We start from the raw sequence: 15027 nt of genomic DNA on the forward strand, positions 1-15027 counted from the left end.
TAAAGCATAAAAAAACCAAAAAGAACCTTACTTTGTGAAAATCATAGCAAAGTTCAACAATAACCTTCGTAATCCATTCACACAAAAAGAAAAAAAAAACTGGTCTCCCAGTTTTCCAATCGTCCTAAATTATGATTTGCGACGTTTTCCAAGATATTTAAGAACAAGCGATACCAAGACACAAGCCATCGCAATGTATAAATACCATTGTTGCTTCGTGAATACTCCAATAAACACAAAAATTAATGAAGCAATGCTTAATGCAAGCGAAGCAATTTCTGACTTTTCATTTGCTTGAGCTTCTTTAACACTTGCCTGTTTTAACTGTTTCTTACTCACATGTTCCCCCGGAACACGGTTTTTCTTCTCACGTGATTTACGACCCATGATCAGTCCTCCTTATTTTCCATAATCTGCACCATCGTTTGCATTGGTGATGTACACGATACATATTATACGTTAAATCGTTTTATTTCAATTCATGATGACATAAGAAAAACTACACAGGGTGTAGTTTAGTCAGTCATTGCCCATTCCGGTAACACATTGCCACGTCGAACTAAAATCCCTTTTTGATAATCCGTTTGGTTAATAAAACGAATGGTTTCAAGTTCTTCCGCTTCAGTACAACCCCATAAAAGTTTCACTTCTAAATCTCTCTTTAAAATATCCGCGACAATCATCACAGCGTCTGCACTTGAACGTTTTAAACTTCCTTTGAATACCTTGATTTGATCTGTGTCTTCAAGATACCCATAATCAACAGGATACACCATATTCATATACTTAGGATGGTGAGACCCTTTGACTTGAGAAATTACTACATTTGTTGATAAAACGAGTGAATCGATTTTCTGCCAAAAATAACCATTGTTTAATAATTCCTGCATGTACATCATCCTTATCTCTCTACTGGTGATATTATAACCTTTGTTTCATAAAATGTAAATATATGATATTTTTCATGAAAAATGCTTACAATTAATCACACCGCTACGCAAACGGTGATTTAAAATCCAAACTTTATCTTTATATTTTTCGTAAAAAAAACATGAATGCTTTGATTCATGTTTTTTGGTTTTGACTAACGTTTAACGTGCATAATGCGCATTGCATTCAGAACTGCAAGAATGCTTACACCAACATCCGCAATAACTGCCATCCACATTTTCGCAAGCCCTAAACTTCCTAGGACTAATACTAATATTTTGATAACCATAATGAGAATAATATTCATATACGTAATGCGTTGCGTTTTCTTTGCAATATCAATCGTTTCTAGAATTTGATGCGGGTTGTCATTGACCAACACAACATCAGAATATTCAATCGCAAGATCATTTCCACCCGCACCCATTGAAAATCCGACATCACTCAATCCCAACACCGCAGCATCATTCATACCATCACCTGCATACGCTAAAGTTGCATTGCGTTGTGCTTTTATTTTTGAAAATTGAGAAACTTTATCTTCTGGAAGTAATTCCCCATATGCAACATCAATCCCCATCTCTTTCGCAACGCGATCCACAACGCTTTGACGGTCTCCACTTAACATGACGCTGAAAATATGACGTTTGTGTAAATCTTCAATTAACTGCTTACTGTCATCACGAAGTGTATCATCCAATTCTATGCCACCAATTAATACATCATTTAAAACAACCAGAACGGATGTCATATCAGTTTCATAAAGACTGACATCATACCCTTCTTCTTTGACATTTTTAAGCGATCCTACAAAGACCGGATCACCATCCCAAAGGCCTCGAATCCCCTTACCAAAAACTTCCTTAACATCCGAAACACGATCTAAATTCACCGGTTTGTCGTATGCACCCACAATCGCTTTCCCAATCGGGTGGTTTGAATACGATTCTAAATGTGCTGCAATTTCTAAAACATCATCACGACCTTGAACGTCTGTAACTACAAGTTCCCCTTTTGTAAGAGTTCCGGTCTTATCAAAGACCACACCATCGACGGCTGCAAGAGCTTCAATCGATTCGCCACCTTTAATTAAGATACCTGATTTACTTGCTCGTCCGATACCCGCAAAATAACCAAGTGGAATGGACAAGACTAAGGCACAAGGACAACTAATGACTAAGAATACAAGACCCCGATAAATCCCATCATATGCAACGCCAGTTGTAATCGCCACATAAAGCATAATCACAAGGGCAAGTACAAATACAATTGGAGTATAAATACGCGAGAATTTCGTCATAAAGATTTCTGTTTTCGCTTTATTATCGGAAGATGCTTCAATCAGTGTCAACATCTTCGAGATTGTGGAATTTGAATATTCTTTCGTTACTTCCACTTCAATTGGAGATGAAAGGTTAATGGACCCCGAGAGAATCGTATCCCCTTCAAAAATATTTTCGGGCATCGATTCACCCGTGAGTGACGACATATCAAATGTTGTATTTCCTGCAACGACACGACCGTCTAGAGGAACCTGATCTGAAGGATTAATGCGAATGCGATCCCCAATCTGAACCGTTTCACACGCGACGATTTCCTCAACACTATCTACAAGTTTACGTGCAAACTGAGGACGTTTATTCAATAATGCTTTAATAGAATCACGGGAATCATCAACGGCTTTATGTTGGAAATATTCCCCAACACTATAGAAAACCATAACACCCAAAGCTTCTCCGTATTCCCCAATGGCCAATGCACCAAGTGTCGCTACCGACATTAAGACATTTTCATCAAAAAATTGTTTTCGTGATAAACCACTTACAAATGCTTTGAGTACTGGCCATCCAACGACAAAATACACCGCAATGGTTAAAACGTTTAACCAACTTGCATCGATAAAGAGACGTAAAAGAATTATGAGTACCCCCAGCCAAATAAATGGTGACATGCCCGCATCCTCATGATCGTGATCATGGCCTTTATGGTCATCGTGGGGATGTTCTTGAAGGCCCTCTTCTAAGGTGACACCGATGTTCTCAATACTCTGGATGGAATTGGTTACATTCTTTACAAACGCATCATCCACGTCAATACCTTCTTTAATTTTGAGCTTTGCTTTTCCCAAAACTACATCAACACGAGCATCTTCGATATAGTCTTGCTTTTGAAGTTCGCGTTCAATTTTACCGGCACAATCCGCACAATGTAACCCTTCCAATTCAAATTTAACTTCTTTAATTGTTTTCATGATTTACTCCTTTACGTGATCCAGTGCTTGACTGAAGATTTGCATTACGTGACTATCCGCCAAGTGATAGTATGCATTTTTCCCAACTTTTGAACTTCTTACAAGATTCATCTTTCGAAGTGAAGCCAACTGATGTGATACTGCAGATTGGGTCATCCCCAAGATTGCCGCTAAGTCATCAACACAAACCGTTTCTTGAGACAAGATGGTAAAGATACGCAAACGTGTCGGGTCTGCAAACATTTTACACAACATCGATAAATCTGTATATTCTTCTTCCGCTAAGAGTGTTTCTTGAAGTGCTTTAATTTCGTGGTGTTCCAATTCTTTTTGATCCATAAGTGTTATCCTTTCATATGATCAGTTGTTCATGTATTCATATTATACGTTACGATTGATCAAACCACAACCCCAAAACGTCAAAAAGTGGCGATGCCATTCTTTTGCATCGCCACTTTTTGATTAAACTGTTTCTAAGTCACTTAAGCGCTTAATAATATCCAAATCATGAATGCGTTTCTTACGTGTCGCATAATGTTTGATTACACCTAAATCTTTCCCATTTAATAATTGAACGTGATGCGTTTCCGCAAGATCTCGTGCTTCTGGAGTATAGTCCGCATTGGAAAGAATTACCCGGGCATCAACGCGATCCCAGTAGGGTGATGACAAGCCATCTATAATGGATTGTTGGTCCACTCGAGAGGTCATGTATAAAATGCGAATATAGTAGGTAAACCGATCCGCTCGGTAAAGAACCATCTCGGATGGATTCACTTCCTGGTCACGTCCCAATACGGTATAACAAAACTTACTTAACAAATCTTTGGTATACTGATAAAACTGTAAATCCGTTTTAATATGAGCACATGCAAGATTTAAAGATTGATCGCGTTCCTTTTCTTCTTCGAAGGCTTGAAACGTATCTGCATATTTTAATTGATAATCGTTAAAGTACGCTTCATAGTTTCCCAGTTGTCTTAAAATCCAAATAATATCTTTTGATTTAGTGCTTTCGATTCCTACCCCTCTTCGAATGCATGCATGCATAATCGGACGCGTAATGCTTTGGTGTGCCTGCTCAGGATGTTTTGCATAGTGTTCCAACCAATGACAAATGGTGTCGTGAAGGCTCTTATCTGGATCTACAACCACATCATTAAAAATTGAACGGCCGTCTTGATCATATTTACTATGGTAAACATCATTCACGAGATACCGGTATTCAAATCGATCACGAATCCCAGGCAAGGGATCCAGTGCATACGTTTCAACCGTCTCCTGATACACCCCGACAACGGAATCCGTTTTAAAACATGCTTCTGAAAGCATTTTATACAATGGATGACGTGTGTCTAAGCTTACTGCGATGCGCTCAAAGAATAAAAGTTTTGAAATCGCAACGGCACTTGCAATTGTCACAAAGACAGTATTAACCCGTGTTGTACGGAAAAAATTCGGTGCTCCTTCTGGCAATTCAATCGTTTCATTGAGTAAATAATCACTTAAACGATGAATTTCTAAGAAACGGTTATCAAACATACTCTTTGGACCGTTAAAGTTATAACGATCATTTTCGATTTCCTTGTTTAATCGATTCCAATCTGAAGGATCTAACATCCATTGGGTCAAGGTAATTAAATAGCGAACATCCAACCCTTTTAAAAAATGTTCATACGAATCAAAGTTTAAACTGTGACCAAAAACATGTTGAATGCATGTATCCATACGCAAGGGCTTCACAAGCTGTGCTTGGTCCTCACCCCCCCCCGTTGCACATCAAGAATTTTTGAAATCTGACACATCGTTTGATATGACTGGGTTTCAAGGGCATTACGAAATGCTTGTTCTTCAGTAAAATGTGTTTGTTGTTTAACAGGTCGTTTAGGACGAACACACTTTCCTGGCCAACGCCACCAACTTAAAATCCCCAGTCCAATACTCCAGACAATAACCAGTCCCATATAGATGTAATAGAGATCAAAAACACGCAAAACAGGATAGGATAAAATCCACATAATTACGGATAAAGACGCTAACGCAAGTAAAATTTGTCCTGGAATGCACATACAAATTTCATATTTTTGACCAAGTTTGGTTAATTCACCGCTGATCATAAATCCTAAGATCATCAGCATCAGTCCCAATCCATGCATTTGAATTGATATTTCAAGTTTTCCTGGTGCGAGGAAATAAAAACATGCACCTAAAGCTAGAATTGCTCCGGCCAAAAACACAATAAAGCCAAGAAGCATCTGAAACCTCTTATAAATCTTCATAGAATTCCCCTCTTCGTCCTTTATAATAACAGTTTTTATCGCTTTAAACATAGAAAAAACAAGCAATCATGCTTGTTTCGCTATTTTTTATTAAAAAGTGTGGAGAGTGCGTCACCAACGCTAGAATAATGTGCTACACCCATTTCTTTTACCAAGGCTTCTCCCGTAGAAATTACAAACCCCTGAAATGCTTTAAGCATTGGAACATCATTATAACTATCCCCCATCGTGTAGATGGGCCCTTTGTAGTCATAGTAATCGATTATCTTTTGAAGTCCGGTTGCTTTTGAAATCCCGTGAGCTCCAATATCCACAGCACAAACATTCTGACTCGCCTCAACATGCAACGCACCATAATGTTGATTAATATGATTGGTAAGTGCTAAGGCTTGCCTTGGTGATGATGTCACAACATACAATGCCTGAACACCACGTTCTTGTTTTAAAACATCTAAATCGGTAAGCGGGATATTGGGGACCATAGAATGGGCGGATGCATCCAACACAACGCGACTTAACCGGTACCCATCATTGACCCCATAGAAAGAAACCTCAAAGGCTTTAAAATCATCAATCATGGCATCCACCACAGATTGATCTAAATCACTGATAAAAATTTCTTGGTGATCATGGGTTAACACGACACCCCCATTAATCCCGACAATAAAATCAACCGGAATATTGTAGGCTTCAATCTCAGTCTGAATGGAATGAATCGTACGGCCTGTGACAATTCCAAACTTATTTCCCAATGCTCGAAATGTCCTAATGGCCTCAAGATCGTCGTGACTTACCGTTGAATTTCGAAAGAGCGTGCCGTCATAATCCGATGCGAAAATCTGAATCACGTCGTCAAACCCCGTTTAATCCGACGGATATAACTGATCATGTTCATCCCGGCAATACAACCATCCCCTACAGCTTTCGCAATTTGTTGGACCCCAAACGTACAATCTCCTGCGGCATACAACCCTGGCATATTCGTTTCCATATTCTCATTAACAAGAATCCGACCATTTTCAACACCTAGACCTAATTTATTTGCGAGATCGGTGCTGGTAGCAGAACCAATGGCAACAAAGATACCATCCAATTCTAAGATACCTGATTCCATTTCCACGCCCGAAACCTTTTCCTCACCAACCACGGTCTTTACTTTTTCTTCGAGAATAATACAACGGTCATCAAAAGTTCCTGTGATTGGCTCACCATTGGTCAATACATAGACTTTCGATGCTACCTCTACAAGTTCCGCTGCTTCATGAGCTGCATACTCAGCACTTCCAACCACGGCAACCGTTTTACCGCGATAGAAAAATGCATCGCATACTGCACAATATGAAACACCACGTCCATTATAATTACGGATTTTTCGAATTCTTGGAATGTTTCGATGAGACCCCGTCGCTAACAACACACTGATGGCTTTATACGTTTCATGAATCGTTTCAACAACATAAGTTGCTCCATCAAAACCAATGGACAACACTTCATCCGTCACAACTTCAATGCCCAACTCAATGGCTTGATCAATCCCACGTTGAACCAATTCAACACCACCAATTGAGGTGAATCCGTAGAAATTATCCACATCCCGTGCCGTTTCACTTGCGCCTAAATCTTTACCAATAACCGTTGTGTTTACATTCCCACGTTTAAGATATACGGCAGCTTGAATCCCCGCAGGTCCCTTGCCAATTATTAATGCATCCGTTTCTTTCATAGATATCTCCTTCAAACTCTTTCAATTATATGATATATGATTTTCGCATTCAAGTTTGATGTTTTTGAAAAAAATTAAAGTTTTTATTGAATTTAAAAATCATAGCGTTATAATATAAAGGCAAACGCTCCGTTAGCTCAGTCGGTAGAGCAACTGACTCTTAATCAGTGGGTCCACGGTTCGAGCCCGTGACGGAGCACCATTGAGTTTATTACACCACTTTCGAGTGGTTTTTTTATGTTCAAGCAAAAACAGTTGGCGGTTCCAAACGAAACACCAACTGTTTATTTTTTAAAGATTCAATTCAATTTCCAAGACGTCATCTTCATGAATTTCATGCTTTTGAATCGTACCATCAACATGCGTCAAAACATACGCTTTACAGTGATTATGTTCTTTAAAAATATGTGCTTTCGATCCTTCGTAAATCATCGCAACCCCATTCTCCAACGCAATCCCTGGTACAGATGGATACGCTTTATAAAATGCATCAAATGTCTCACGACCTGGCTCATTATAGTTTGGTACATGAACTGCTTGAATAAAACCAAGACCTGATGTCATGATGAACTTCCAATCTTCCTTATTATCAAAGGACTCTGAATCACTATGACTGTATTGGTACCAGCAATTGGACCCTGCACTAAGACCTGCGAGGATAATTCCACGGTGATACGCATCTTTTAACACATGATCAACACCCCGTTGACGCCATACTTTAATCATCATACGAGTATCCCCACCACCAACATAAATTAAATCGGTATTTAATAATTTATACTGAATGACAGCTTGAGATGGAGACTCCGACACAAGTTTTAAAACGTCTACAACACACCCAAGCGCTTCAAATCGTTGCGTGAGCGCCTCGATATATTCAACACGATCTGAGCTCGCAGTCGGTAACACAAGCACGCGTGGCTCCTTCTTTCCGGTCATTGCGATTAATTCCTTTTCGATCGCGGGTGCACTTCCAAATACATCGGTGCCCCCACCAATTGTTACGATTGTTCCCATAAAATCACCTCTTTGATATATGAGATTAACACAAGATTGCTTAAAACACAAGAAATTTAAAATGCCACTCAACCCACAACGCTATTTGTGATCTTTATCTTTTAGACCCAATAACCCATAAAGAAAGTGTTCATTCAACATTATAAATACAAATAAAATTACAACGATTCCCGTAATCTTTACTTCCAAGTCGAAAATCATAAAAAAGATTGCACATACGATAATTTCTACCGACCAAATCATGATTTTTTTTGAATCTTTCATAGCGATCACACTCCTCCATACATTATAACACTCTCATCTCAAAACCAAAAATAATAATTGAAGGTCTGCTTTATGTAGCGTATGATAATATAAAGAGATTGGAGATGGAACGTATGTTGAAGGTTGTTGAGTTGGAAAATGAAATTGTACATCATTCCTTAAAATTAATTGGCAAACGCTATACAGAAGCAGATCAGGAAAATGGTATGTATCAAAATCAATGGAAGACATGGTTTGAAGCTGATTTATTTGAGGATGTTATGAAAGAGTGTGCACCACATTATGCCTCACCCATTGGTCTTATTGCGGAAGATGATGCATATTGGATTGGACAAATTTTTAAACGTGATGCACCGGTACCAAAATCTTATGAGTGTTATGATTTACCGAATGGCGTCCTTGTGAACGTCTTTATTGAGGGGTCAACACGCAATGGTGAACTCTTTGAAACACCACTTGTTGATTTCGCTTGGAATCATTTAAAACAAGCAAATGTCATTGAAGCAGAACGTCAACCTAAAGTTGTTTTGGAACGGTATGAATATTTTGATCCCAGTCAAGAAACAACAGTCATGATTATTGGATTTGTAATTTAGAGCGTAGTTTATGCTCTTTTTTTATGGATAACCTATGCTTAAAACATCATCTATGGCATAATACTTGTAATATAAAGGAGACACTTATGAAACATCTAATCCATGATTTAGAAATACTTTTAAACATTAAAAGTCCTACTGGAAATACTGAAGAAGCTGTATTATTCTGTGAGAAACGCTTCCAATCATTAGGCCTTAAAACTTATCGAACCGTTAAATGTGCACTGATTGCCACATTAGAGGGTGACTGTACCGATAAAGAAGTTACGTTATCCGCACATGTAGATACCTTGGGATGTCTTGTTAAAGAGATTACATCCGATGGTAAACTTCGTCTTCCCCAATTAGGTGGTTATGCATGGGCAACGATTGAAGGCGAACATGTCGCAATTGAAACGCTGTCGGGCCGTTTTTATTCTGGAACAATTCTTACAAATGTCGCATCCTCTCATGTACACGGATCACTGACATCCACAACAGAGCGGACTCAAAAGAACTTAGAAGTTCGTATCGATGAAAAAGTTAAAACATATGATGATGTTATTGCTTTAGGCATTAATGTTGGAGACTATGTTCATTTAGATCCACGTTGTCAAGTAACTGAGAGCGGCTTTATCAAATCCCGTCACCTGGATGATAAGGCGTGTGTCATTGCTTTATTTGGTATGGCTGAACATTTTGTATCCACAAAAACAAAACCAACCTACACAACCAATTTCTTTATCTCTACATTTGAAGAGGTTGGACATGGATCAAGTGCCGCAATTCCCGAAAAAACATTTGAATTCATCGCAGTCGATATGGCTGCACCTGGACAAGGTCAAACATCAGACGAATTTTCAGTGACAATCTGTGCGAAAGATAGTAGTGGTCCTTATGATTATGACCTTCGCAAACGTCTTGTTGCCCTTGCTTCACAAAACAAAATTCCTTATAAGATTGATATCTATCCTTACTATGGCTCCGATGCTTCGGCTGCATTACGTACAGGATATGATTTTAAAGCAGGACTGATTGGTCCCGGCGTTGATGCATCACACAGCTTTGAACGGACACATGAAGAAGCCATTCAAGCGACCATCGACCTTGGAATTGCCTACCTCACCTCAACATTTTAACCAAATCCTTTGATTTGGTTTTTTTAAGCAAGATTTCTATCTTTTTAAGAGATGTTTAATTTGTGAAATGAATCCAATAAAGGACAAAATAAGCCAATTTACCGCTAATATAGATAATATACTACGCATTTATTGTGAACACTCTGAAATTTGTAAGCGTTTACTTGACACTTAATAAAAGCAAGTCTATACTGAAAATATAAGATAATGATATATAAAGAATTGTTTAGGGGTGCTAGGGTATGAATAATCTATATTTCGAACATTATAGTTTTAGTCGTGCAGATTCGCCATTAATTGTGGAACATTGCGAATTTGATCTTTCAACTGCAACCAATGCCTTTTATTGGCATAATGACTTTGAAATTATTTTAGTCAAAACCGGTCTGTGTGAGATTGATATTGAAGATGAGGTCTTTACCGCAATGAAAGACACGGTCGTCTTTATAAATCCTGGGCAAACACGACGAATTGTACCAAAAACAGAAGGCATAACACTTGATCGTTATATCATTGATCATCGTTATCCGGAAAATTTTAATCTGGATTTGGAACATAAACAGTTTGAAACACTCTCACTTAGGCAAGAACTTGTAGCCATTTTACATGTAATTTCGCTTGAGTACGATGCGAGTCTTAGTGATGAAACATCATCTCTAAATCCTTTAACCTATTCCCTCTTTGACATGCTGGTTAAATATCAACCACGCGTTCCCGTTCATACTGATCGCAAACATTCAAAAATTGATATCGTAAAACAAGGCATTCAGTATATGCATAAAAATTATAAAGAGGAACTTACACTTGATCAAATTTGTCGTGATATTGGAATCAGTAAGTTTTATTACTGTCGTCTTTTTAAAGAAGAGACCGATACGACAATCAACAGCTACCTCAATGAGGTACGGTGTCATTATGCTTATGAACTCTTAAGCGAGTCAAACCTACGTGTGGGCGAGGTTGCTAAAGCCTGTGGCTATAATTCAACTTCTTATTTTACCAAAATATTTAAGCATTTATTTGGCTATCCTCCTTCACATGTGGAGAAAACTGTCGTCTAGTCCTTATTTAAAAAGCAGCTGAGTCCGTCGGCTGCTTTTTATGTGCACGTCTTTCTCATATTTTCTAAGATGATGTTACAATACTTGTGAAAGTAAGAGGAAATTGTAATGAAAATATTATTTGCAGGTGCGGGTGCCATGGGTGCGCGCTTTGGTGCCCTATTGCACCGTAGTGGTAATGAAATTGTTTTTGCGGATGGATGGCAAGCACATCGTGATGCAATCAATGAACACGGACTCAAGATGATTATTGATGGCGTCGATGAAGGCTTTGTTCAGATTCCAGCGGTTTCACCAAGTCAAGTCGAAGGAACCTTTGATCTTGTCTTTGTCTTTACCAAAGCGATGCATCTTGATGCTATGATGCAAGACATCAAACACGTCATTACCGACAACACACGCGTAATCTGTTTATTGAATGGATTGGGAAATGTTGAGGTTATTGAACGATATGTTCCTCAAGAAAATATCTTTTTAGGGGTAACCGTATGGACTTCAGGTCTTGGTGGCCCTGGAATTGTTGATGCAGTTGGGTCCGGTGCTATTGAACTCCAACAAGTTCATCAAACCCAATCACCCTTTAATAAAACACTCCTTGAGACCTTAAACCAAGCTGGACTTAATGTTGTTTACAGCGATGATGTGAAACAATCAATCTGGAATAAAGTTGCATTAAACTCCGTACTCAATACATATTGTACCTTAATCGATTGCAACGTAGCGGAATACGGTCATTATGAAAACAATCGTATTCTTACTGACTTAGTTGTGGATGAAGTCATTGCGGTTGCCAATGCTGAAGGGATTCTTTTGGATAAGGATGCTTTAGTCGCTAAAATTGAAGCCGTCTACGATCCACAAAAAGCCGGCAATCATTACCCCTCCCTCTACCAAGATATGGCAGCAGGGCGTAAAACAGAGATTGATTATCTGAATGGAGCAATTGCCCGTTTAGGTGCAAAACACGGAATTGCGACACCGGTATGTTTGGCGATTACACATATGATTCATGCTAAAGAAGGCGTAAAGAAAACACATCGTTAGATGTGTTTTCTTTTTTTATACTCATTAATTAACGTGGTGATACGCTCAAGGATCACCTCACAATTGTACGGCTCAACAATATAGTCTTGCGCCCCTTGGACTAAAAGTTCGAGCGTTCGCTTCGGACGGTACCGTGTTGTTACGCTGACAATAGGTTTGTGATAATTTTCCTTAAGCCATGGGATGAGGGCTGCACCATCGTGATCACAATAATCTATATCCACGAGGAAGCAATCCGTATCCTCTGATTGAAGTGGAAACGTATGGATAGTCTTCACACACCATGTCGGATCAAAACAATCGAGTAGGTTGGGAATATCATGATGACTTATGATTGTGATTGTATACATTTCATTAACTCCTTGATTCATTGTGATGCGTCGTTTTAATTTGAAAGCGTTTATCGTTAATGTTGATCGTTTTAAACCCATCAAGGGCCCTATCGATCGTGGATTCAATAATAATATAAGGAATTTGATGGTATATTGCAATCTGTTCTGCGCAATCAATCATTATTTTTATCAATAAATCGTCACGCACACTTTCAAGGCTTTCGAAGCACTGTATCATCATTTGGGTCTCACACTCAAAATTGTAAGCTAAATAACCTAGGATTGATTGGGACGATGCGATTGTAATGAAACGCTGTGTTTCACTCAATGTATGCGTTGGAAAGCACGCTTGAATTTTTGTTATGCATTCAAGGCTTTGATGTGCGGGCCACACATATGTCTGATACCGTTCATGATGCCTTAACTTCCATTGTGATCGAGTTATTCCATAGGATACCGAATCATAGTAAACACCTTGATAATAGCGGGCTTTTTTTATCACTGCTTCGCGGTTCATACCCAATTTGTCACCAATACGCTGCATCCCGATATTTCCAGACCATGTCACAAATCCAATGCGTTCGATTTCATAAAATAAAAACGCTTCATGAATTAATAGTTTCATTACTACGGTCCCAATTCCTTTAGACCAAAAAGATTCATCAAAAAGATCAAAACCACTATTCATCCAACGCGTACGTTGATCTTGCCAGTACAAGGAAGTCCGACCAATAATCACATCATCATATAAGATTACCCGGGTGCGGGGATTGTTGAGGTAGAAAGGTGCTTCGTTCTCAAGAAATTCACGTAAAGACTTTTGTTGGTATTCCTCAAAATAAGGTGCATCCAAATCACACCACGCATAATGCGGCTCTTTCGCTGACAACTCCCAAATACGCGGTAAATCTGTATGGCGAAACGGTCTTAGCTGAAGTTTCGATTCAATAAAACTTTGTTTCGGTTTAAACTGTTTTCGAGTAAGGGCAAGCACCCATTGACTTGGACGATACCCTTCGGGTGGATCCACCGCAATAAACCCCAAAGACTGATAGAGGTGAATGGCACGATGATTTTGTGGACTTGGATCAACATATACATGGGTACATGATGTCTTTTTAAACACTTCATGAATGAGCCAACTTAATGCGTAACCACCCACATGAAAACGATTGTACAGTTTAATATCAAGTTGCGCATAAGTATCAACGACCCGATAGAAGAGTTCCCCGACATAGTCATGGTTTTGATATACACTAAAATGAACTGAATTGTGATTTAAATGAATCTGTTGGACCATCGTTGCATGGCTTCATCATCCAACAACAATCCCGACTCAAAGCCAACATGATGCATTATTTCAGGGTCAGCCCATAACTGCTGGAGGTTCTTTAAATCCTTTTCCTGTGTAGGTTCAATCGCTATATTTAGACTTTGTTTATGCCAATTCATCACTTCACCTCTTTTCTAAAGAAAATATATCATAATGATAGGTTTTTAGGTAGCATCTGTTATTAAAAGGGACTCAAAGGATACAAAAAAAGAGTCAGTGACTCTTTTAGGCAATCGGCGCAAGCAATACTTTACCTGTACCACGATACACATTCACAAATCCTTCGCCTGAAACGGCAGAACCCATTAAACTTTTGGTAGATTTTTCGACACGGAAATCCAAGGATCCAGACCATGCAATCGCAAAGGTTCCATCAATTCGAATTTCATCGTCTTGAAGTTCCACTACAATCAGTTCTTCACGAGGGACTGGGCTTTCCAAAACCGCAACACCATGACCTTCGAGTGCAAGGTTAAAAAGACCTTCTCCACCCATCATTGCGGATGATAAATTCCCACGAGAAACAACTTTTTGTTTGATATCTGAATCGCAGGCAAGGAATAAACCATCTTCAAGCACAATTTTTCCCCAATCTTCAACACGTTCAAGCAGAATGTGTTTATATGTCGGTTCTAACATCAAATATCCCGTTCCGGAGTATCGCGGTTTCGCAGCAGATTCTTTCGTTACAGAACCTTTGATTGCTTTTCCAATAAAATCCCCAACACCTTTCACATCTGCACCCATCTTCACATCACCGGCAGACCATTGCATCGCACCAGCACTAACCGTTACGGCTTGATTTTCCAGTTGAACATAGACTTGACGCTTACGAATATTCATCTCGGATGCATAATATGCAGCAATCGCATTTTCGGCACTCACACTTAAATCCTTTTGGTATTCCAATACTTTAAAACAACCCATGGAAGCAACTTCCACAATATTACTGTTATCCTGTAAATTTTTAATTTGAATCATTATCTTCTCCTTATAATATAAGGCTATCCTACCAAATTTTATAGCGAGAAAGTGTTTAAACGACCTAAACCGCTCAATTTTTGTGCTCAATGAAAAAA

At 38.8% G+C, this 15027-nt stretch carries 18 protein-coding genes and 1 tRNA gene; 5 read left to right on the forward strand and 14 right to left on the reverse strand.

Annotated elements, in window-relative coordinates:
• Window positions 1–129: 129 nt before the first annotated feature.
• From EEI45_RS00250 to EEI45_RS00280, 8 genes are all read right to left on the reverse strand, one after another.
• A complete protein-coding gene (locus EEI45_RS00250; protein WP_125163680.1) occupies window positions 130–387 on the reverse strand; it encodes a hypothetical protein in 258 nt (85 codons plus the stop codon).
• A 128-nt stretch (window positions 388–515) separates the two neighbouring features.
• Window positions 516–890 carry a hypothetical protein gene (locus tag EEI45_RS00255; protein WP_013853249.1) on the reverse strand — a complete coding sequence of 125 codons (375 nt, stop codon included), beginning with the start codon at window positions 888–890 and terminating at the stop codon, window positions 516–518.
• Window positions 891–1084: 194 nt separating this feature from the next.
• Window positions 1085–3181 (reverse strand): heavy metal translocating P-type ATPase, encoded by a 2097-nt coding sequence (locus tag EEI45_RS00260; RefSeq protein WP_125163681.1) that lies wholly within the window; start codon window positions 3179–3181, stop codon window positions 1085–1087.
• Between the two features lie 3 nt (window positions 3182–3184).
• Window positions 3185–3520 (reverse strand): ArsR/SmtB family transcription factor, encoded by a 336-nt coding sequence (locus EEI45_RS00265; RefSeq protein WP_125163682.1) that lies wholly within the window; start codon window positions 3518–3520, stop codon window positions 3185–3187.
• A gap of 123 nt (window positions 3521–3643) precedes the next feature.
• Window positions 3644–4909 carry a hypothetical protein gene (locus tag EEI45_RS00270; protein WP_228410399.1) on the reverse strand — a complete coding sequence of 422 codons (1266 nt, stop codon included), beginning with the start codon at window positions 4907–4909 and terminating at the stop codon, window positions 3644–3646.
• A gap of 11 nt (window positions 4910–4920) precedes the next feature.
• On the reverse strand, window positions 4921–5460 hold the full coding sequence (locus EEI45_RS08765) for a hypothetical protein (RefSeq protein ID WP_228410400.1): 540 nt from the start codon (window positions 5458–5460) through the stop codon (window positions 4921–4923).
• 80 nt (window positions 5461–5540) lie between these two features.
• Entirely contained in the window at window positions 5541–6308 is a 768-nt protein-coding gene (locus EEI45_RS00275; protein ID WP_125163683.1) for an HAD-IIB family hydrolase, read from the reverse strand.
• On the reverse strand, window positions 6305–7183 hold the full coding sequence (locus EEI45_RS00280; protein ID WP_125163684.1) for an NAD(P)/FAD-dependent oxidoreductase: 879 nt from the start codon (window positions 7181–7183) through the stop codon (window positions 6305–6307). The genes EEI45_RS00275 and EEI45_RS00280 overlap by 4 nt, the downstream gene beginning before the upstream one ends.
• Before the next feature lie 126 nt (window positions 7184–7309).
• Here EEI45_RS00280 and EEI45_RS00285 point away from each other — a divergent pair.
• Window positions 7310–7385, forward strand: a tRNA-Lys gene (locus tag EEI45_RS00285).
• Between the two features lie 89 nt (window positions 7386–7474).
• On the opposite strand, the gene EEI45_RS00290 is transcribed toward EEI45_RS00285, so the two are convergent.
• Window positions 7475–8200 (reverse strand): Type 1 glutamine amidotransferase-like domain-containing protein, encoded by a 726-nt coding sequence (locus EEI45_RS00290; protein ID WP_125163685.1) that lies wholly within the window; start codon window positions 8198–8200, stop codon window positions 7475–7477.
• Window positions 8201–8281: 81 nt separating this feature from the next.
• On the reverse strand, window positions 8282–8464 hold the full coding sequence (locus tag EEI45_RS00295) for a hypothetical protein (RefSeq protein WP_125163686.1): 183 nt from the start codon (window positions 8462–8464) through the stop codon (window positions 8282–8284).
• A gap of 104 nt (window positions 8465–8568) precedes the next feature.
• Between EEI45_RS00295 and EEI45_RS00300 the strand changes: the two genes are divergently transcribed.
• The 4 genes from EEI45_RS00300 to EEI45_RS00315 all read left to right on the forward strand — a co-directional run bounded on the left by EEI45_RS00300 (window position 8569) and on the right by EEI45_RS00315 (window position 12283).
• A complete protein-coding gene (locus EEI45_RS00300) occupies window positions 8569–9060 on the forward strand; it encodes a hypothetical protein (protein WP_228410401.1) in 492 nt (163 codons plus the stop codon).
• Between the two features lie 86 nt (window positions 9061–9146).
• Window positions 9147–10178 carry a M42 family metallopeptidase gene (locus EEI45_RS00305; RefSeq protein WP_125163687.1) on the forward strand — a complete coding sequence of 344 codons (1032 nt, stop codon included), beginning with the start codon at window positions 9147–9149 and terminating at the stop codon, window positions 10176–10178.
• Between the two features lie 242 nt (window positions 10179–10420).
• On the forward strand, window positions 10421–11239 hold the full coding sequence (locus tag EEI45_RS00310; RefSeq protein ID WP_125163688.1) for an AraC family transcriptional regulator: 819 nt from the start codon (window positions 10421–10423) through the stop codon (window positions 11237–11239).
• Between the two features lie 108 nt (window positions 11240–11347).
• Window positions 11348–12283, forward strand: a complete 936-nt coding sequence (locus tag EEI45_RS00315) for a ketopantoate reductase family protein (RefSeq protein ID WP_125163689.1) — start codon at window positions 11348–11350, stop codon at window positions 12281–12283.
• On the opposite strand, the gene EEI45_RS00320 is transcribed toward EEI45_RS00315, so the two are convergent.
• The 4 genes from EEI45_RS00320 to EEI45_RS00330 all read right to left on the reverse strand — a co-directional run bounded on the left by EEI45_RS00320 (window position 12280) and on the right by EEI45_RS00330 (window position 14929).
• Entirely contained in the window at window positions 12280–12633 is a 354-nt protein-coding gene (locus tag EEI45_RS00320; protein WP_125164889.1) for a response regulator, read from the reverse strand. The genes EEI45_RS00315 and EEI45_RS00320 overlap by 4 nt on opposite strands.
• Before the next feature lie 4 nt (window positions 12634–12637).
• The gene (locus EEI45_RS00325) at window positions 12638–13915 is read right to left on the reverse strand and encodes a GNAT family N-acetyltransferase (protein WP_228410402.1); all 1278 of its coding nucleotides are present in this window, start codon (window positions 13913–13915) and stop codon (window positions 12638–12640) included.
• Window positions 13894–14067 (reverse strand): hypothetical protein, encoded by a 174-nt coding sequence (locus EEI45_RS08770; protein ID WP_228410403.1) that lies wholly within the window; start codon window positions 14065–14067, stop codon window positions 13894–13896. Before EEI45_RS08770 ends, EEI45_RS00325 begins: the two co-directional genes overlap by 22 nt.
• Before the next feature lie 106 nt (window positions 14068–14173).
• Window positions 14174–14929, reverse strand: coding sequence for an AIM24 family protein (locus EEI45_RS00330; protein WP_125163690.1), 756 nt, complete (start codon window positions 14927–14929; stop codon window positions 14174–14176).
• Window positions 14930–15027: the final 98 nt, after the last annotated feature.

The sequence above is a fragment of the Erysipelothrix piscisicarius genome (assembly GCF_003931795.1).
Taxonomy (GTDB): Bacteria; Bacillota_I; Bacilli_A; order Erysipelotrichales; family Erysipelotrichaceae; genus Erysipelothrix; species Erysipelothrix piscisicarius.

What these genes read in the sequence shown, in the direction of transcription:
- EEI45_RS00250 (WP_125163680.1), bottom strand. Translation starts at nt 387, where the DNA reads ATGGGTCGTAAATCACGTGAGAAGAAAAACCGTGTTCCGGGGGAACAT.
- EEI45_RS00255 (WP_013853249.1), bottom strand. Translation starts at nt 890, where the DNA reads ATGCAGGAATTATTAAACAATGGTTATTTTTGGCAGAAAATCGATTCA.
- EEI45_RS00260 (WP_125163681.1), bottom strand. Translation starts at nt 3,181, where the DNA reads ATGAAAACAATTAAAGAAGTTAAATTTGAATTGGAAGGGTTACATTGT.
- EEI45_RS00265 (WP_125163682.1), bottom strand. Translation starts at nt 3,520, where the DNA reads ATGGATCAAAAAGAATTGGAACACCACGAAATTAAAGCACTTCAAGAA.
- EEI45_RS00270 (WP_228410399.1), bottom strand. Translation starts at nt 4,909, where the DNA reads ATGGATACATGCATTCAACATGTTTTTGGTCACAGTTTAAACTTTGAT.
- EEI45_RS08765 (WP_228410400.1), bottom strand. Translation starts at nt 5,460, where the DNA reads ATGAAGATTTATAAGAGGTTTCAGATGCTTCTTGGCTTTATTGTGTTT.
- EEI45_RS00280 (WP_125163684.1), bottom strand. Translation starts at nt 7,183, where the DNA reads ATGAAAGAAACGGATGCATTAATAATTGGCAAGGGACCTGCGGGGATT.
- EEI45_RS00290 (WP_125163685.1), bottom strand. Translation starts at nt 8,200, where the DNA reads ATGGGAACAATCGTAACAATTGGTGGGGGCACCGATGTATTTGGAAGT.
- EEI45_RS00295 (WP_125163686.1), bottom strand. Translation starts at nt 8,464, where the DNA reads ATGAAAGATTCAAAAAAAATCATGATTTGGTCGGTAGAAATTATCGTA.
- EEI45_RS00300 (WP_228410401.1), top strand. Translation starts at nt 8,569, where the DNA reads ATGGAACGTATGTTGAAGGTTGTTGAGTTGGAAAATGAAATTGTACAT.
- EEI45_RS00305 (WP_125163687.1), top strand. Translation starts at nt 9,147, where the DNA reads ATGAAACATCTAATCCATGATTTAGAAATACTTTTAAACATTAAAAGT.
- EEI45_RS00310 (WP_125163688.1), top strand. Translation starts at nt 10,421, where the DNA reads ATGAATAATCTATATTTCGAACATTATAGTTTTAGTCGTGCAGATTCG.
- EEI45_RS00315 (WP_125163689.1), top strand. Translation starts at nt 11,348, where the DNA reads ATGAAAATATTATTTGCAGGTGCGGGTGCCATGGGTGCGCGCTTTGGT.
- EEI45_RS00320 (WP_125164889.1), bottom strand. Translation starts at nt 12,633, where the DNA reads ATGTATACAATCACAATCATAAGTCATCATGATATTCCCAACCTACTC.
- EEI45_RS00325 (WP_228410402.1), bottom strand. Translation starts at nt 13,915, where the DNA reads ATGGTCCAACAGATTCATTTAAATCACAATTCAGTTCATTTTAGTGTA.
- EEI45_RS08770 (WP_228410403.1), bottom strand. Translation starts at nt 14,067, where the DNA reads ATGAATTGGCATAAACAAAGTCTAAATATAGCGATTGAACCTACACAG.
- EEI45_RS00330 (WP_125163690.1), bottom strand. Translation starts at nt 14,929, where the DNA reads ATGATTCAAATTAAAAATTTACAGGATAACAGTAATATTGTGGAAGTT.